The 18,562-nt window shown below is 66.7% G+C and carries 14 protein-coding genes; 7 read left to right on the forward strand and 7 right to left on the reverse strand.

Annotated features, from left to right (window positions below; translation table 11 throughout):
- Positions 1–31 precede the first annotated feature (31 nt).
- Together AC2YHA_RS02850 and AC2YHA_RS02855 are read left to right on the forward strand one after the other, a co-directional pair.
- Positions 32–2,101, forward strand: coding sequence for an outer membrane protein assembly factor BamB family protein (locus AC2YHA_RS02850; RefSeq protein WP_487400298.1), 2,070 nt, complete (start codon positions 32–34; stop codon positions 2,099–2,101).
- The gene (locus AC2YHA_RS02855) at positions 2,101–2,547 is read left to right on the forward strand and encodes a c-type cytochrome (RefSeq protein ID WP_487400299.1); all 447 of its coding nucleotides are present in this window, start codon (positions 2,101–2,103) and stop codon (positions 2,545–2,547) included. Before AC2YHA_RS02850 ends, AC2YHA_RS02855 begins: the two co-directional genes overlap by 1 nt.
- 150 nt (positions 2,548–2,697) lie before the next feature.
- On the opposite strand, the gene AC2YHA_RS02860 is transcribed toward AC2YHA_RS02855, so the two are convergent.
- Positions 2,698–3,480 carry an enoyl-CoA hydratase gene (locus AC2YHA_RS02860; protein WP_487400300.1) on the reverse strand — a complete coding sequence of 261 codons (783 nt, stop codon included), beginning with the start codon at positions 3,478–3,480 and terminating at the stop codon, positions 2,698–2,700.
- Complete coding sequence (locus tag AC2YHA_RS02865) at positions 3,477–4,661, reverse strand: CaiB/BaiF CoA transferase family protein (RefSeq protein WP_487400301.1); 1,185 nt, start codon at positions 4,659–4,661, stop codon at positions 3,477–3,479. The genes AC2YHA_RS02860 and AC2YHA_RS02865 overlap by 4 nt, the downstream gene beginning before the upstream one ends.
- Positions 4,662–4,885: 224 nt before the next feature.
- Here AC2YHA_RS02865 and AC2YHA_RS02870 point away from each other — a divergent pair, with 224 nt between their 5' ends.
- The gene (locus tag AC2YHA_RS02870; protein WP_487400302.1) at positions 4,886–6,727 is read left to right on the forward strand and encodes a pyrroloquinoline quinone-dependent dehydrogenase; all 1,842 of its coding nucleotides are present in this window, start codon (positions 4,886–4,888) and stop codon (positions 6,725–6,727) included.
- Between the two features lie 9 nt (positions 6,728–6,736).
- Positions 6,737–7,084, forward strand: a complete 348-nt coding sequence (locus AC2YHA_RS02875; RefSeq protein ID WP_487400303.1) for a c-type cytochrome — start codon at positions 6,737–6,739, stop codon at positions 7,082–7,084.
- A gap of 36 nt (positions 7,085–7,120) precedes the next feature.
- Here the strand turns inward: AC2YHA_RS02875 and AC2YHA_RS02880 are convergent, their stop codons facing one another.
- The 3 genes from AC2YHA_RS02880 to AC2YHA_RS02890 form a co-directional block, all read right to left on the reverse strand.
- Entirely contained in the window at positions 7,121–8,137 is a 1,017-nt protein-coding gene (locus AC2YHA_RS02880; protein ID WP_487400304.1) for an SMP-30/gluconolactonase/LRE family protein, read from the reverse strand.
- A gap of 57 nt (positions 8,138–8,194) precedes the next feature.
- Positions 8,195–8,617, reverse strand: a complete 423-nt coding sequence (locus AC2YHA_RS02885; protein WP_487400305.1) for a hypothetical protein — start codon at positions 8,615–8,617, stop codon at positions 8,195–8,197.
- 65 nt (positions 8,618–8,682) lie between these two features.
- Entirely contained in the window at positions 8,683–9,597 is a 915-nt protein-coding gene (locus tag AC2YHA_RS02890; protein WP_487400306.1) for a cupin domain-containing protein, read from the reverse strand.
- A 113-nt stretch (positions 9,598–9,710) separates the two neighbouring features.
- Between AC2YHA_RS02890 and AC2YHA_RS02895 the strand changes: the two genes are divergently transcribed.
- The gene (locus AC2YHA_RS02895) at positions 9,711–11,033 is read left to right on the forward strand and encodes an MFS transporter (protein WP_487400307.1); all 1,323 of its coding nucleotides are present in this window, start codon (positions 9,711–9,713) and stop codon (positions 11,031–11,033) included.
- Here AC2YHA_RS02895 and AC2YHA_RS02900 read toward each other — a convergent pair.
- A complete protein-coding gene (locus tag AC2YHA_RS02900; protein ID WP_233782960.1) occupies positions 11,011–11,490 on the reverse strand; it encodes a hypothetical protein in 480 nt (159 codons plus the stop codon). The two genes, AC2YHA_RS02895 and AC2YHA_RS02900, sit on opposite strands and share 23 nt — an antisense overlap.
- A 105-nt stretch (positions 11,491–11,595) precedes the next feature.
- Here AC2YHA_RS02900 and AC2YHA_RS02905 point away from each other — a divergent pair, with 105 nt between their 5' ends.
- Both AC2YHA_RS02905 and AC2YHA_RS02910 read left to right on the forward strand, forming a co-directional pair.
- Entirely contained in the window at positions 11,596–12,546 is a 951-nt protein-coding gene (locus tag AC2YHA_RS02905; protein ID WP_487400308.1) for a cupin domain-containing protein, read from the forward strand.
- Between the two features lie 107 nt (positions 12,547–12,653).
- A complete protein-coding gene (locus tag AC2YHA_RS02910) occupies positions 12,654–15,641 on the forward strand; it encodes a TonB-dependent receptor domain-containing protein (protein ID WP_487400309.1) in 2,988 nt (995 codons plus the stop codon).
- Between the two features lie 133 nt (positions 15,642–15,774).
- Here the strand turns inward: AC2YHA_RS02910 and AC2YHA_RS02915 are convergent, their stop codons facing one another.
- Positions 15,775–18,468, reverse strand: a complete 2,694-nt coding sequence (locus AC2YHA_RS02915; protein WP_487400310.1) for a glycoside hydrolase family 3 protein — start codon at positions 18,466–18,468, stop codon at positions 15,775–15,777.
- Between the last annotated feature and the right edge of the window lie 94 nt (positions 18,469–18,562).

Consider the following 18,562-nt stretch of genomic DNA (forward strand, 5'->3'; position numbering starts at 1 on the left):
AGCGTGAGGTGAGGGAGGGGCCGGAAGCGCGATGTTCAGGATAACCCGACGCAACCTGCTGGGCGGAACGGCCGCCGTCGTCGCGACCATGGGGATCGGCCCGGTGCGGCGCGCGGCGGCGGAGGAGCCGTCCGGAGCGGCGGACACGGAATGGCGCCACTATGCGGCCGATCAGGCCAATACCCGCTACTCGCCGCTCGACCAGATCAATGCCGAGAACTTCGCCGATTTGCAGGTCGCGTGGAGCTTCAAGACCGACATTTTGGGCGCGCGCAAGGAGTATCAGTTCGAGCCGACGCCGTTGCTGATCAAGGGCCGCTTGTTCCTGACGGTGGGCTCGCGCCGCGATTGCGTGGCGATCGACGCGGCGACCGGCGAGCTGCTGTGGATGTACCGCAAGGACGAGGGACAGCGCGCGCTCAATTCGCCGCGCCAGCTTTCCGGCCACGGCTGCTCCTACTGGACCGACGGCACGCAGGAACGCATCCTGTTCGTGACAATCGGCTACCAGCTCGTCTCGCTCGATGCCGCTACCGGCCTTCCCGATCCCGCGTTCGGCATCGGCGGCGTGGTCGACCTCAAGAAGGATTTCGACCAGGAGATCGACCCGGAGACGGCCGATGTCGGCCTGCACGCGACTCCGCTGATCGCGCGCGACGTGGTCGTCGTCGGTGCGGCCCATGCGGCGGGTGACGTGCCGGCGGTCCGCAAGAACGTGAAGGGCTATGTGCGTGGGTTCGACGTGCGCACCGGCAAGCGCAAATGGATATTCCATACCATCCCGAAGAAGGGCGAGTACGGCTATGACAGCTGGCTGAACGGCGATGCCGACGAGGCCGGCAATGCCGGCGTCTGGGCGGAGATGTCCGCCGACGAGGAGCTCGGCCTGGTCTATGTGCCGGTCGAGCTGCCTACTGGCGACGAGATGGGCCTGTTCCGCCGCGGCAACGCCCTGTTCGGGGAATCTCTCGTCGCACTGGATCTGGAGACCGGCGAGCGGCGCTGGCACTATCAGCTGGTCCACCACGGATTGTGGGACCGCGATATCCCATGCGCGCCGATCCTGTGCGACATCCCCGTGAACGGCAGGACGGTGAAAGCGCTCGCCCAGCCCACCAAGCAATGCTTCCTCTACGTCCTCGATCGCACCAACGGCAAGCCGATCTGGCCGATCATCGAGCGGCCGGTCGAGGCGGGCGACGTGCCGGGCGAATGGTATGCCAGGACCCAGCCCTTCCCGACCAAGCCGCCCGCCTATGACGTGCAGGGGGTCACGGTCGACGACCTGATCGACTTCACCCCGGAGCTGCGCGCCCAGGCGGTCGAGCTGGTGAAGCAGTACAAGATCGGACCGCTCTACACGCCGCCGGTGGTGAGCAAGCCCGGCCGCTGGGGCACTATCTCCGTTCCGGGCATCCAGGGTGGGACCAACTGGCCGGGCGGCTGCTACGATCCGGAGAGCCACACCGCCTTCGTCTATTCCAAGACCCAGCCGTCGGTGATCGGGATCGTCCCCAATGACGATTCCAGCGTCTCCGAGTTTCCGCAGGTGCATGGCATTGCCGGTAGGGACGTGCGGCCGCAGGTGGCGATGGGCGCGGAAGGGGCCACCCCGTTCCGGCGCCCGCCCGCGGCGAAGCCCGGCTCGGGTCCGCCGCCGGGCTTCCTGACCGTGCAAGGCCTGCCGCTGCTCAAGCCGCCTTATGGTCGCATAACCGCGATCGACCTGAGCAAAGGTGACGTCAAATGGCAGATCGCCCATGGCGAGACGCCGGACAACGTCCGCGATCACCCGGCGCTCAAGGGGCTGAAGATCCCGCGCACCGGCCGTGCCGGCAATCTGGGGCCGCTGTGCACCAAGACGCTCGTCATCTGTGGCGAGGCGGGCTTCTATACCAACGAATACGGCATCAGGGGCGCGATGCTGCGCGCCTATGACAAGGCGACCGGCGAGGAGAAGGGCGCAGTCTACATGCCCGCGCCGCAGAGCGGCTCGCCGATGACTTATATGTTGAACGGGCGCCAGTACATCGTCGTCGCCATCGGCGGCGGCAACTACAGCGCCGAGCTGGTAGCGTTCCGGCTTCCGGGAGCGGCGTGATGATGGGCAAGGGAACGCAGGGATATTGGCTGGCAGGCGCCGCGCTGCTTCTCGGCGGCGCCGTGATGTCGCGCGCGCAGGCGCCCGAGCGCAACGTGTGGAGCGGCGTCTACACCGCCGAGCAGGCCGAGCGCGGCAAGATCGCCTATGCGGAGAACTGCGCCGCCTGCCACGGCGACACGCTGGCCGGGATCGACGTGGCGCCGGCGCTCGTCGGCCCGGGCTTCCTCAACAACTGGAACAACACCTCGGCCGGGGATCTGTTCGGCCGCATCCAGTCGACCATGCCGCTGAACGCGCCGGGCAGCCTTGGCGGCCGCAAGGTGGCGGATATCGAGGCATATATGTTCGAGGCGAACGGCTTTCCGCCGGGCACACTGCCGCTGCCGCCCAACGCGGCGCTGATGCCCAATGTCAGGATCACCGCGCAGAAGCCGGCGGAGTAGGATTCCCTAAAGCAAGATGAATTCAAGCGGAACCGTTGTCACCCTCACCCTTCCGCGGCTTCGCCGCTCCCTCCCTCTCCCGATGGGAGAGGGAAGGGGCCCGGCGCCGTAGGCGGTGGGAAGGGTGAGGGTGAGTGGGTCAACCCTGCTCTAACTCCCAGTCCAGTCCGGCACCTTCTTCGTGCGCGCCAGGAAATCCGCCACGCCGCGCCTGAAATCGGCGCTGCCATAGACCTCAGCGATCAGGTCCTCGACGTCGGGCAGGTTGCCGAAGGTGATGCGCCGGATCATCTCCTTGGTCGCGCGGGTGGTGAGCGGCGCATTCTCGGCCGCGCGCTCCGCCAGCGCCCCGGCTTCCGCATCTAGCGTCTCGCGCTCGACGATCTTCAGCAGGAAGCCGCAGCCGAGCAGTTCCTCTGCAGTCAGCATCTCGCCCAGCAGCACCATGCGCTTGGCGCGCTGCACGCCGACCGCTGCGCCGATCCGTGCCACGCTGGCAGCGGACAGGCAGTTGCCGATCGTGCGCCCGATCGGCGATCCGAAGCGGGCGTCCGGCGTGGCGATGCGGAAATCGCAGGCCGACGAGATGTTGAGGCCGCCGCCCACGGCCCAGCCCTCCACGACGGCAATGGTCGTGCAGGGGATCGCGTCGATCGCGCCCATGCAGTCGTCGATGTCGCGCTCGTAATCGACGCCCTGCCGGCCGGTCGCATAATCCGCGAACTTCGAGATGTCGGTGCCCGATATGAACGCCTTGCCGCCGACGCCGCGGAACACCGCGACGCGGATGCCGGAATCGGCGGCGATGTCGCGTGCGGCGTCGCGCAGGTCGTGCCACATCGCGCTCGTCAGCGCGTTGTGGGCGGCGGGATTGTCGAAGCGGATATGCGCCTGGTTGCCCCGCTTCTCGTAGATCAGGCGCGCGTCGCTCATTTGGCGCCTTCCCGCTGAGGCGCGAGCAGGCCCGTCTCTTCCAGCTCCCGGCGGATCGCCTCGCCATGCTCGTCGAGCAGCGGGGGAGGGAGGCGGACCTGTTGCGGCGTGCCGCGCATCTTCACCGGGAAGCCCAGCGCCTTGAACTCGCCCTCCACCGGATGCGGCACCTGCATCACCATCTCGCGCGCGACCGCCTGTTCGCTCGTCACCGCCTCGGCATAGTCGAGGATGGGCGCGGCGGGAACGCCGGCCGCGAGCAAGGCGTCGATCCATTCCTGCCGCGTGCGGGTGAGGAAGGTCGGCGCCAGATCCTCGATCAGCGCGACGCGGTTGACGACGCGCGCGGCGTTGCTCGAATAGCGCGGGTCGTCCTGGAGCTCGGGGCGGCCGAGCACCTGCAGGAAGGTGAGCCACAGCCCCTGGTTGGCGGCGCCGATGACGAACCAGCCGTCCGACGCCTGCACCGCCTGATAGGGGGCCGACATGCGGTTGGCGGAGCCGATGGGCGCGGGGGGCTTGCCGGTTCCCCACAGCTCGGTGGTCTCCCAGATCGACAGGCCGAGCGCGGCTTCCAGCAGGGAGGCATCGATATACTGGCCCTGTCCGCTTTTCTCCCGTCCGATGATGGCCGAAAGGATCGCATAGGCGGAGAACAGGCCGGCGCCCAGATCGGCGACGGCGATGCTGTTCTTCGCAGGCTCCATGCCGGGGAAGCCGTTGGAGCTGAGGATGCCTGACATCGCCTGCGCGATCAGGTCGAAGCCGGGGCGCTGCGCCCAGGGGCCCGTCTGGCCGAAGCCGGAGATGCTGGCGTAGACGAGGCGCGGATTGATCTTCGCCAGCGTGTCATAGTCGATGCCCAGTCGTGCCGCCACGCCGGGGCGCGCATTCTCGACCAGCACGTCGGCGCTCCTCACCAGCGCGTAGAACACCGCGCGGTCGTCATCGTCCTTGAGGTTGAGCGCGATGCTCCGCTTGTTGCGGTTGAGCGCGAGGAAGCCGGGACTGTCCTCCCCCTTCAGGCGGAAGCCCATCGAATGGCGGGTCGAATCCCCGGTTTGCGGCGGTTCGACCTTGATGACGTCGGCGCCCATGTCGCCCAGGAGCATGCAGCAGAACGGGCCGGCCATGACCTGCGAAACGTCGAGCACCCGAATGCCGGCGAGCGGCAGCGCCATATCCTTCTCCCTCACACGCCGCCAGACGGCGCCAATTTCCAGCCACGGATCATATTGTATATGATTTGAGGCTCTGCTAGCATCTCCATCGGAAAAGGACAACCGGGCTCGATGAAAGACCGGATCCTGCCTTCAGGAGAGGCATGTCGTTGAAAGCTCCATCCTCGTTCCGCCGGTCCCTTGCACTGGCGTCATTGATATCTCTCGCAACGGCCCTCGGGAGCGTGGCCATCGCGGCTCCGCCCAAGGACGGGGACTGGGCCAGCTATGGCCGCGATCCAGGCGGGGCACGCCACTCGCCGCTCAAGCAGATCACCACCGCGAACGTCGATAAGCTGCGTCAGGCGTGGGTGTATCACATGCGCCCGCCCGGCGTGACCGCCGACGTGGGACCGATGCCGGACGGTATGCGGGCCCGTTTCGCCACGGGGTTCTCCGCGTCCGAGGCGACACCGTTGGTCGTCGACGGGGTCATGTATCTCTCCACGCCCTATAACCGTGTCGTCGCGCTCGATGCCGCGACGGGGCGGGAGCGCTGGGCCTATACCCTCGCGAACAAGGATCAGCCCTCGACGCGCGGCGTCGCCTATTGGCCCGGAGCCAAGGGGAAGGGCGCCCGCATCTTCTTCGGCACGCGCTCCGGCAAACTGATCGCGCTCGACGCGGCTACGGGGCGTCCGGCCGCCGATTTTGGCGAGGCCGGGATCGTCAACCTGAAGACGCCCGAGGTGATGAACGGCCTCAAGGTCGCGCCGCTCGGCATGAGCAGCCCGCCCGCGATCTACAAGGATCTGGTCATCACCGGCTCCCGCGTTCAGGAGATGCCGATCAAGGGCGCCGCCGGCGACGTGCGGGCCTGGGACGCGCGGACCGGCAGGCTGGTCTGGACCTTCCACACCATCCCTCATGAAGGCGAACCGGGTGCCGACACCTGGGAGCCGGGCAGCACCAAGGGACGATCGGGCACCAATGTCTGGACGTTCGTCCAGGTCGACGAGAAGCGGGGCATCGCCTATCTGCCGATCGGTACGCCGACGTTCGACCGCTGGGGTGGCGATCGCAAGGGCGCCAATCTCTATTCCAACTCGGTGGTCGCGGTGGATGCCGCGACCGGCCGGTATCTCTGGCATTTCCAGACGGTCCATCACGACATCTGGGACCTCGACCTGCCGACGCTGACCCTCATCGACGTGCGGCGCGGCGGGCGGGTGATCCCGGCGCTGGCGGCGATGAACAAGACGGCGATCATGTTCGTCCTCGACCGCGTGACGGGCAAGCCGCTGTTCGACGTGCGCGAAGTGCCCGTGCCGACGGAAACGGACGTTCCCGGCGAACAGCCCTGGCCGACCCAGCCGATGCCGGCGGCGCCGCCGCCGCTGACGCGCCTGTCCTATGATCCGGACGACATCCTCGACGTCACGCCGGAGCTCAAGGCGAGGTGCGAGCAGGTCGCGAAGAATCTGAACATCGCGCCGAGCAAGCCTTTCCAGCCGCTGCGCGCGGACAGCGCGGTCAACACCTTCCCAGGCAGCCTGGGCGGCGTCGACTGGGGCGGCGGAGCGTTCGATCCGAAGCTCGGCCTCTACGTCATCAACCTCAACGAGCTCGGCAGCCCGCAGCAGCTGGAACGGCAGCCGGACGGAAGCTGGGGGATGAAGGGCGGCTACGCCTATTTCGCCGACATGGAAACCGGCTTCCCCTGCAGCAAGCCGCCGTGGGGAGAGCTGGTGGCGGTCGATGTCGCGAAAGGCACCGTCGCGTGGCGCCGGCCGTTGGGCGACACCGGTCATCCGGCGCTCAAGGACGCTGGGATCACCAGCGCAGGCGGTCCGTTCACCACCTCGGGCGGCCTCACCTTCATCGGCGCGACCAAGGACAAGCGCCTGCGTGCCTTCGAGACGAAGACGGGCAAGCTGCTGTGGACGGCCGAGCTGCCGGACTCGAACTACGGAACGCCGATGACCTACGCGGTCGGGAAACGGCAGATGGTCGCCGTCGTCGCGACCGGAGGTTTCGCCTTTTCACCGGCCACCAGCGACGCGGTGATCGCCTACGCTCTGCCTTGAGGACGTGATATGCGCACAGTCGGATTGATCATCATCGCGCTCACCCTGCCGGTGATCGGCGCGCGCGCCCTGTCCCAGCAGCCGCCGGCACCGGCCGCCGCGGCCGCGGCGACACCGCCGCCCGGCCCGGGGCTCGACCTCATCAACGAGCGCTGCGGCTTCTGCCACTCGACCGCACAGGTCTTCCAGAGGCGACGGACCGAAGCGGAATGGGCGGCAACAGTCCAGGGCATGGCCGACCGCGGCGCCGAGGTGTCGCCCGAGGAGATCAAGGTGATCACCGCCTATCTGGCGAAGAACTATGCGGCGGCGCCCGCCACGCCTTCAGCAGGCGCGACCAGTGAGGGCCACCATTAGGGATGGGGCGGGCGGCCGGTTGCCGCCCGCCGCCCGTCATTTCGCATCGGCGTAAAGCGGCAGCATGCCTTTCACCTTGCTGCGCAGGCGATAGATGCTGGTGCTGCCGGTAATGTAGACGATATGGCCGTCGCCGGCGAAGGCGAGGTTGGCCGCGGTTTCCGGCAACTTGATCTGCCCCAGAACCTTGCCCGCAGGCGTGACGATGCGGATGCCGCCCGGGCCGGTCATCCAGATGTTGCCGGCCGTGTCGACCTTCAGCCCGTCCGGCCCGCCGCGGCCAGCCGGCAGGCGGATCAGCTCGCGTGGCGCCGACAATGTGCCGTCCGGGCCCACCTGATAGGCGCGGACATACATGTCCGGCCCGTAATTGCCGACGTACAGGGTCTTGAAATCGGGCGAGAAGCCGATGCCGTTCGGCAGGGTCATATCGGTGATGACCGCGGTCAGCCTGCCGCCCGCATAGCGGAACACGCCGTTGAACGGCAGCTCCTTGGCCGGGTCCTTGTCCATGCCGTTGAACAGGCCGAACGGCGGATCGGTGAACCACAGCGCGCCCGTCTTGTCATAGACGAGATCGTTGGGGCTGTTCAGCCGCTTGCCCTGATAGTTCGACAGGAACGGTTGCAGCCTCCCGTCCTTCCCGACCTTCACGATACGGCGCGCACCCATCTGCGTCATCAGCACCGTGCCGTCCGGGGCGGGGGCCATGCCGTTCGAGCCGATGCTGGCGCCGGCGGGCGGATTGGGTAGCCCGCCCGCATTGGCGATCAGTTCCTGCACCTTTCCGTCCGGGGTCACCGCCCGCATCTTGTCTCTGGTGACGTCGGAGAACCAGAGCCGCCCGTCATGCCACATCGGCCCCTCGGTAAAACCGAAGCCGGTGGCCACGCGCTCGATCGGTGTGCCCGGCGCGATAACTGCGTCGAGCGCGGGGTCGAGCCGCTCGATCGATGGTACGGCGGACGCGGACGCAGGTCCCTGCGCGACCAGCGGGCTGCTCAGATGACAGAGGACCGCTGCAAGCAGGGCGACGCGTAGACGGGAGGACATGGCGCTATTCCCTCGATGGATCGGGCGGGAGGAAGAGAGAGGCGGGTCCGCTTCCGCTCAGACGCTGTCGGTCAGCAGGACCAGATAATCCTTGTTGAGCACGGTGTTCTCGATCAGCGGCCAGTTCTTCTGGTGCACGTCCGACTTGATCCAGACCTGCCGTTGCTCCTCGCTCTCATAGGTGAGCTGGAAGCGGTAGTTGATGCCGGGGGCCGGCGCGGGACCGCCCTGGATCACGCTGCGCAGCTTCAGCATCTTGACGTCGATATAGCCGCGACCGCGGAAGGTTTCGGCAACGGGCTTGAAGTGATTGTGGAACGCGTCGAGCATCTCCTGCTCACGCGCCGGATCGATGGCGAGGTCGCAATAGAGGACGATGGGCTTGCGCGGGGAAGGGCGGGTCTGGGCGGCGGCGGCTGCCCCCGTCGTCGCGCCGATGCCCAGCGCGGCCAGTCCCTGCAGCATATGACGCCTGTTCATGGGCTTCTCTCCTTGTTGTGATGGCTCCCCGTCGGGGGAAGGAATGGCTGTTATCCCCAGCAGCGCTATCTGCGCGGCCGCATCCGTGCCTCGGCCTCCGCGCGATAACGGGCTTTCGCCGCCAGATCGCGCGCGACGCCGATGACCATCAATTCCAATGGTTCGCCGCCGGTCTGACGGATCGCCCGCGCTTCGCCGAGGTCGACGGGCACGGCATCACCGGCCTTGATCGGCGCGGCCTCATCGCCCAGCGTGACCTCGCCGGTGCCGGACATCACGTAATAGACCTCGCTCATGTCCGGCTGGATACGGCGGCCCAGCGCCGACCCCGCGGGCAGCAGGATATGATCGACATAGGACCAGGCCGTCGAGAAGATCGTCGGCCCCAGGGCGCGGCGGTAGAGCACGGCGCCGGTCGCCTCAGGCAGGTTCGCCGCCGCCGGCTTCAGCAGGCTGCGATCCAGCCGCATGGTGATGAACTGCGGCACGGGATCGAGCGGGGCGTTGGTGCGCGGGTCGCCCAGGTCGAAATTGTCGTAGCTCTTCGTCATGCCGACGTTGATGTTCAGCCACTGAACGGGCTTGTCGGTGGGATTGTAGATGCCGTGGGCATGGCCCTTGCGATCGGGCGCCCCCGCTGGCCCGGTCAGGCGCGAGGTCCGTCCATCGATCGTGAATTCCGCCTCGCCGTCGAGGATGACGAACATCTCCTCGCAGTCGTTGTGGAAATGCTGGCCGATCCCGCTCTTCGGCGCGATCGTGCCACGGTGGAGGAAGATGAAGTTGGTGCTGAGCGCGTTCGCCCCGAGCAGCGCGCCGAACCTCATCGAGCCCGCGCCGCCATGGACGCCGGTCGCAAGTTGCATCTTGCCGGGATCGCTGCGGCCGATGCGCTGCGCCAGCGGTATCGCGGTCTGCGCCACCGCGACCGCGGAGAAGGCCACCAATGCTGCGACCACCCCGATGCGCGGCATCGCCATGCCCATGTCGTTCCCCTCCCGATGCTCTTGTCTGTTTACGCGGACATGTATCCGTCCTATCACGGATCATATACTATATTGTCCGGCACGCAAGCCGGACGGGAGGGATGGTCATGAGCGGTGCCGCGCGGTCCAGGGTCAGGCTGGGCCTTGTCTTCCTATTGTTCATCATCAGCGCGATCGCCTTTCTCGATCGCACGAACATCTCGGTCGCCGGGGTGGAGATGCGGAAGGAATATGGCATCGACCAGGTCGAGCTGGGCTGGGTCTTCAGCGCCTTCCTGATCGGATATGCCTTGTTCCAGGTTCCGGCCGGCTGGCTCGCGGCCCGCTACGGCCCCCGCATCGTGCTGACCGGCGCGCTGCTCTGGTGGGGCGTGTTCACCGCGGCGACGGCGATCATCCATCCGCAGGGCAGCGGCGCGCTGCTGCTGCTGGCGCTGACCCGGTTTGCGCTCGGTATCGGCGAATCGGTCGTCTATCCGTGCGGCAACCAGTTCCTGTCGCGCTGGATCCCCGCGCAGGAGCGGGGGAAGGCGAACGGATGGATCTTCGCCGGCGTGGGCGCGGGGTCCGGCATCACGCCGCCGCTCATCACCGCGATCATCCTGTGGGGCGGCTGGCGGGCGTCCTTCTATGTCTGCGCCGCCCTGGGGCTTGTCGCCGCCGCCGTCTGGTTCCTGCTGGCGCGCGACCGGCCGCAGGAGCATCCGTCGGTCAACGCGGCCGAGCTGGCGCATATCGAGGCTGGCCTGCCGCCGGCCAAGGCGGCCTCGCGCGCCCCTATCCCCTGGGGGACGATCCTCGCCAGCCGCAACGTCTGGGGCCTGTTCATCAGCTATTTCGCGTTCGGTTATGTGATCTGGATCTTCTTCAGCTGGTTCTTCATCTACCTGGCGGAAGCGCGGCATCTGGATGTCAAGTCGAGCGCCGTCTTCTCGATGCTGCCCTTCCTGTGCATGACGTTCGGCTGCCTGCTCGGCGGCGTGATCAACGACCGGGTCTCGGCGCGCCACGGCCTCTACTGGGGGCGCTCGGGCCTCGGCATCATATCGTTCATCCTGACGGGCCTGTTCCTGGCCTGCGGATCGATGGTGGACAATGCGCCGCTCGCGGTGCTGATCCTGGCCGGCGGCGCAGGCGCGATCTATCTCTCGCAGAGCTCGTTCTGGTCGGTGACGGCGGACATTGCCGGCCAGCACAGCGGCGTGGTGTCCGGCTTCATGAACATGGGATGCCAGATCGGCGGTGCATTGACCGCCACGCTGACGCCGATGATTGCCGCGCAGTTCGGCTGGATCGCCGCCTTCTACGCGGGCGCCGCCGTGGTTATGGCGGGCGTGCTCGCCTGGGCGATGGTCGATCCGAACCGACTGCTCGAGCAGCCGGATCGTGAGACCGGCGAGGCGAGACCTATTGGCGGCGCGACAGCCTGACGGTGAAGGGCTTTCGCCCGTCGATGTCGAAGAAGGTCGTGCCGAATGCGGACCGGCGGACGCGGATCGTCTCGCCGACGGGCGGCGGCGGTGCGACGGTCGTGGTGTCGTACGCCGTGCCGTCCTCCAGCTCCAGCCGGTAATAGCCGTGGCGCAGGGGCTTCACCGCCTTCAGCCGGCTGGTGAAATCCGTCCGACTCTTCAGCGCATCGCGGCGATCTTCGTAGCTGTCGGCGGTGGCTCGGCTCGACGGTTGCGACGATGGGGCAGGAGCGGGCGGGGCAGGGATGGAAACCGGCGGGCTTCCTCGTTCTGTCCGGCCCGACCGTTGATCATAGCAGGCAAGGCGCGCCGACGGATCATCTATGCGCGCGCAGCCATCCTCCTGGGCGTGGGCGACCCATGGCGGAAACAACGCAATCCCGCCGATAACGGCCAGTCGCCGGATGCCTTTCACGCCCTTCTCCTCTTCCCATGTGACATTTTTGTTTGACTAATGGCTCAGCATCATATCCTATATGATAAAACGCAAGACGCAAAAGTCTGCTGAAGGGGAGGATCGATGGCATTCGCCAAGACCGCTTTCTGTCTATGTTCGCCTGCCTTGTTCATAGCGGGCGCCGCCGCGCAGACGTCAGCGCCGCCCGGCGCTCCGAGCCGTCCGCCGATGGAAAGTGCCTGGTCGCCCAAGCGAACGCCGCCGCGCGCCTATGACGCGCCGAATCGCCCCTGGTGGAAACTTTCCGACATTCTCGCGGCGCATAAGGGCGAGAAAAGCTGGACCCATGCGATCGTCCGCAACCGCGACCTGGAGGCGGACTGGCACCAAATGGCGGCCGGGCAGCGGACCGAGCCGTTGATGTACGCCGACAATGCGACGGCCCTCATCGTCTGGGGCGGGCAGTTGCGGGTCAGCATCAAGGGGCAGGAGCCGTTCGTCGCGGTCAAGGGAGGAGAGGTCAACATTCCCTTCCGCCTGCCGTTCACGCTGGAAAGCGTGGGCGACGTGCCGGCGCTGTGGCTCGAGGTGCATGGCGCGGGCGACGTGCCGCTCTATCGAACCGCGACGAGGCCGGAGAAGCCCGGGGACGTGCCGGGCTTCACCTATGTGAAGGCTGCCTTGATGGGCGGCGACGGCCGCTATGGCACGGCGGACCGACCCTATCTCGACTATTACAAGGACGTGGTGAACGGCGGGCAGCGGGCTGGCGCGTTCATCGCCGGCGATCATCTGTTCGTGAACAACATCCGCGGGCCGGGCGTGAAGACGCCGCCTCCAACGGATCTTGGCCACTTTCATTTCGGCTATGACGAATTCTGGTTCATCATGGAAGGCAACGTCGACTACCAGATCGAGGGCGTGCCGTTCTTCACCGCATCGCCCGGCGACGTCGTGACCGCCGCACAGGGCCGATGGCACCGTGCCAGCTTCGGCGGACAGCCGGGCCAGATGGCCACGCGCGTCGCGATCAACCCTTATCCGCGCGGCCTGCACAGCTTCCAGCCACACTGAGCGCGCTCAAGCGAGCGCAACCGCCAACTCCGGACCGAGAGAAAGCTCGCGGGAAAGTCATGAAATCAATGTAAAATCCTATAGTATATGAAAAGAGGGAGAGGAAAATGTTGGGAGATATTCTGCCCGGACGATTGAGCAGTTCGCTTATCGCGATCGCGGCGGTGATGGTGGCCAGCCAGCCTGCGTTCGCTCAGGACAACGCTGCCGCTGCGCCGCCGCCTCAAGACACGCCGCCCGCTTTGGAAAGCCCACCATCCACTACGGACCCGGACATCATCGTCACCGGTTCGGCCATTCGCGGCGTGGCGCCGGTCGGTTCCAACCTGATCTCCGTCGGCCAGGACACGATCGAGAAGACCGCGCCCGTCAACGCGTCGCAGCTCGTGAACACGGTGCCGTCGATTTCCACCGCCGGTTCGGTGGCACAGGGCGAGAACGCCTATTCCTATTATTCGCCGCAGATCCACAGCCTCGCGGGATCGTCGTCCAACACCACGCTGGTGATCCTCGACGGCCTGCGCCTGCCCGGCGGCGGCACGCAGTTCGCCCAGACCGACCCCAACATCATTCCGGTGAGCGCGATCCAGCGGGTGGAGGTCCTCGCCGACGGTGCTTCGTCGGTCTATGGTTCGGACGCGGTCGCGGGCGTGGTCAACTTCATCACCCGCCGCACCTTCGACGGCTTCGAGGCGAATGCCCAGGCCGGCTTCGCCGACGATTACCACAATACCAACGTCAACTTCATCTGGGGCAAGAAGTGGGAGACGGGCGGCGTCTATGTCGCCGGTTCCTATTCCAACCAGTCGGAATTGAAGAACAAGGACCGCCGCTTCTCGAGCCTCGGCGATTATCGTTCGATCGGCGGGACCAACACCAACAGCTATCAGTGCAGCCCCGCGACCATCGTGGTGCCGGGCGTCAGCGGCGTGTTCCTGTCGCCGGATGCGGCTTCGACCGTGGCCAACACCCAAGACAATGCGCCGTGCAACAACTCGATCTACGCCAACCTGCTGCCGTCGCAGTTCCGTGCGAACGCGATGATCAAGGTGACGAACGATTTCTCGGACAAATTCACCGTCACCGCCATGCTGAACTACAACCGCCAGGAAACGCATAACGCCAACGGGCCGGGCGGTATCACCAATGCGACCGTGTTCGGCCCGGGGTCGGGCAAGGGCGGCCAGATCAACCCGTTCTACCAGGCGCCGGCCGGCGCGCCCGGTGCCACGCAGCAGACGGTCAGCTGGCTCGCCCTGCTGCCCGACGCCGACTATGGCGAAGCGGAATCGCAGTCGGACTCGATCTATTCGACGGCCGTCGCCGAATATCGCGTCAACGACGACTGGACCGTTACCCTCAGCGACGCCTTCGGCTGGAATCGTTCGGCGCTGAACACCGTCAACGGCTTCTGCTCGGCCTGTGCGCTGCTGGCGCTGAACGGCACCGCGCAGCTCAGCGGCAGCACCACGGCGACCGACATTCCGGGACAGAATGTCATCGCCCTCAACCTGCCGCTGACCACCGCGAACGCCCTCGACGTATGGCGGCCGTTCGACGGCACCAACCGGACTCCCGAGTCCGTCATCCGCTCGCTCTACCGGAACAACAGCGAGAACACGAACTACAACACGTTCAACCAGATCAAGCTCGACCTGAACGGGTCGCTGTTCAGCCTGCCCGCGGGCAAGCTCAAGATCGCGGTGGGCGGCGAATATCTCTGGTACGAACAGACCCAGAAGATCAGCGGCTCCAACAATACCGGGCCGACGACGACCGGGTCCAATTTCCGCGTCTACAACTACAAGCGCGACGTGAAGTCGCTCTATGCCGAGCTCTATGTCCCGGTCGTCTCACCGGAGATGGGGGTGCCGCTCGTGCACAGCCTCGATCTCAGCATCTCCGGCCGGTACGACAGCTACAGCGACGTGGGCTCGACTACCAATCCCAAGTTCGCGGCGAACTGGGAGCCGGTGGAGGGCGTCAAGCTGCGCGGCAACTATTCCCGCGCATTCGTGGCGCCGCCGACGGCGGTCATCGGCGATCCGACGCAGGGCTATCTCTACGCATCGGGCAGCGTCGGCGTGAACGGCACGCAGATTGCCGTGCCGATCGCCAATTATCCCGACGTGGTGAACATCCCCGGTGTCCAGTGCAACGCCACCACCTGCACGATCGGCACGCCGGCGATTCAGGGCATGCGGCGACAGCTCGGCGGCGGCTTCTCCAACATGACGCCGCAAAAGGGCCGGAGCTGGTCCGCAGGCATCGACCTCGCGCCGCGCTTCCTGCGCGGTTTCACCGCTGCCTTCACCTATTTCCACAACAAGTTCATCGGCGGCGTCTCCTCGCCGAGCCCGAGCGCGATCGTGAACTCGGCGGGCCTGCGCAACCTGCTGACGATCTGCCCGCAGACCTGCTCGCAGGCGCAGATCGACGAATTCGCCAACATCGCCAACGGCGCGACGGTGTCGGGCGCGATCCCGCCGCAGGTCTATTTCCTGATCGACCAGAGCAGCCGCAACGCGCTCAACCTGACCGTCGAAGGCATCGACGGCCAGTTCAATTACAACTCGGAGATCGGAGACCTCGGCACCTTCGTCATCGGCACCGGCTTCACCTATTTCACCAAGTTCCGGCAGAATTTCGGGGGCGGTACGGACTTCAGCATCCTCAACACCTCCGGCTACAACACCACGTTCCCGTCGGTCCGGTTCAAGAACCGGGCACAGTTCGGCTGGGCGAAGGACGGGATGTCGATCGACCTGTTCTGGAACCATACCGGTTCCTATCGCAACTGGATCAGTACCACGGTGAATCCGATCATCGTCAATTCGGCCGGCAATCCGGTCGGCGGCGGCGACAAGGTGAAGGCCAACAATACGTTCGATCTGCACGTTCAGTATGAGTTCCAGGGCGACAACTTCGCCCGGGGCTGGCAGGTCTACGTCGACGCCCAGAACATCTTCGACAAGGACCCGCCATTCTACAACGGCAACACCGCGGGCATCCTGGGCGGCGCCTGGGGCTATAACGGTTTCGTGTCGAACCCGATCGGCCGGCTTGTTTCCGTAGGCCTGCGCATCCGGATGTAATCCCCTCCCCGGAAGCGGCGCACGGAAAGGGGCTCCGGAGCATGGCTCCTCCGGAGCCCCGCATTTTGTGCGGATCGGTCTGCCCAAAGGCTCGGCTAGGCGATCGCAGGGGCTCCCGCGCCCGCCGAAGCGTTTACTTGGGAAGCGTGACGGCTGACGCGACGGAGAATCCGGCCGTCTGTCCCGCCACGCCGGTGTCCGGCTGGCCCGAGCCGACACTCACGCGGTAGTCGCCGGCCAGCACCTTGCGCACGCCGTCGACCGTGACCGCGCTCAGGTCGCGCGGCGTGAGGTCGAAGCGTATCGTCTGCGCTTCGCCCGGCTTCAGCGTCACGCGCTGGAACCCGCGAAGCGCGATGCGCGGCGCGCCCGGCTCGTCGGGAAAGTCGAGATAGAGCTGCGCCACCTCGTCGCCCGCGCGGTCGCCGGTGTTGCGCACTTCGGTCGTAACGCGGATTCCATTTGCGGCACCGCCGCTCACCGGCCGCACGTCGAGCGGGGCATAGGCGAAGCGCGTGTAGCTGAGCCCGTAACCAAATGGATAGACCGGCTTCCCGATGAAGTAGCGATAGGTGCGACCGGCCATGCCATAATCGCCGAACGGCGGCAGTTCGTCCACGCTGCGGTAGAAGGTGAGGGGCAGCCGGCCGGAGGGATTGACCTTGCCGGACAACAGGTTGCCAATCGCGAGCCCACCCGCCTGGCCGGGATACCAGGTCTCGAGGATGGCGGCGGCATTCTCCTTGGCCCATGCGAGGTTGATCGGGCTGCCGTTCATCGCGACGACGACCAGCGGCTTCCCGGTCGCCCGCGCCTGTTCGAGCAGCGCCTGCTGGTCTGGGGGCAGGTCGAGGCTGGTCTTGTCGCCTCCCTTGAAGCCGGGGATCTGGGCGGGAGATTCCTCTGCCTCGAGGTCGGAGGTGAGGCCGACCACGGCGACGAGTACGTCGGCCTGCGCTGCCGCGGCCTTCAGGTCGCGTTCGGGCGCAGCGGATACGCGCTTCCACACCAATCCGATGCCGGCGCTGCCCGTATGGGCATCGCCCGTCACTTCGATCGGATAGCGGCGGCCCTTTTCGAGCGTCACCGTCTTCATCGTCGGCAGGCTGCCCCAGGGCGCGTCCTTGAGATCGACGAACGGTTGCCCGTCGAACTTGAGCGTCCCGCTCTGGAATCCGGCCAGGCCCAGCCGGTAGTGGCCCGTCTCCGGCGGCACCAGAAAGCCGGTCCAGACCACGCGATGATGGTCCGACACCTGCGCCAGGTCCAGGCTGCGGCCGGCCACCCCCGCTTCGACGCGGGTCGCGACCGGCGTCTCCGCGAAGCGGGCGGTTTTCACATAATCCTGCAGCGTGCCGGGCGAGAAGCGGGCCGGCGGCTGGCCCAGCACGTTATAATAGCGGGCGAGCAGCCCCGCCTGCCCATCGGGCGTGCGCAGCGCCGTCTCCGGGATCGGATCGCCGTCGGTATAGGTCTCGCCGAAAGGCACATAGGAAATCTGCGCGCCGGGCAGCGCCTGGCGCAGCCCGTCCACGACCGAGATGGGCGGTGCGGAGAGCGACGACGAATAATTGCCGCGCAGGACGCGCGTCGCGTCGCCGAGCGGCCCGATCACCGCGATGCGAAGGCCGGGGCGCAGCGGCAGGATGCCGTCGTTCTTGAGCAGAACGAGGCTCTTCTCGGCGGCGGCGAGGGAGAGGGTGCCGTGCTCAGGCTTCCCGATCGACGCGACGTCGCCGTCGGGTCGGCGCAGGCCGGACAGATCGCCGTTGCGGTATCGCGCCGAAAACAGGCGGACGAGGGTGCGGTCGATGTCCGCCTCGGTGATGAGGCCCCGCGCGAGCGCCTCGCGATAGCGGTCGCCGAGCCCGCCGGTGTCGGAGAGCGTTGCCGTGTGACACTCGTTGTCGACGCCCGCCCGCATCGCCGCCGCCACCGCTGCGGCGCCGTCGGGCGCATAATGGTGGTTGTCGCTGATGTCCTTCACCGCGTCGCAGTCCGAGACGACATAGCCGGTGAACCCCCAGACGCCGCGCAGATGCTCCTTGAGCAGCTCGTCGCTCGCGCAGGCCGGCTGGCCATCGACGCGGTTGTAGGCGCACATCACCGATCCCGCCCCGCCCTCGACGATCGCGGCGCGGAAGGCGGGCAGGTAGGTGTCCTCCAGATCGTGGCGCGAGACGAAGACATTGGCGCTGTGCCGGGTCGATTCCGGGCCGCTGTGGACGGCGAAATGCTTGGGCGTGGCGATCACGTTCGGCAGATCGGGATCGGGCCCCTGCATTCCGGTGACGAAGGCAACCCCCATGCGCGCGGTGAGGAATGGGTCCTCGCCGTAGGTTTCCTGCCCGCGACCCCAGCGCGGATCGCGGAAGATGTTGATATTGGGCGACCAGGTGTCGAGCCCGGTACCGATCCGCCCCATCCGCCCGGTCCGGCGCGCCAGCGCGTGGAGACCGCGGACCTCCGCGCTGATCGCGCCCGCGACCTCCTTGACGAGCGGCGCATCGAAGGTCGCGGCGAGGCCGATCGGCTCGGGGAAATTGGTCGTCGGCAAGGTGCCGATCGCGCCGTGAAGCGATTCCGTCCACCAATTGTATGCGGGCACCCCAAGGCGCGGAATCGCGGGCGCGACGTTGAGCAACTGGTCGATCTTCTCGTCGAGCGTCATCTTGGCGACGAGATCGTCCGCCAACCGTTCCGCTCGCGCCTGAACAGGCTTGGGGGAGGGCGATCCGGACTGCGCCTGCGCCGCCGGGGGAACGAGGGCGGTCCCCGCGAAAAGAAGCGCGAAGAGACCGGCGCCGCGCTTGGTCGCAAAGATCATGTCCGTTCTCTCCTTATCGCCACCATCGTCGGAGCCTCCGCTGAGCCCACGCGTCGCTGCCGATGCTCACGATGTTCCGACCGGCGCATCGTGG

The sequence above is a fragment of the Sphingomonas sp. SRI_018 genome (genome assembly GCF_057586275.1).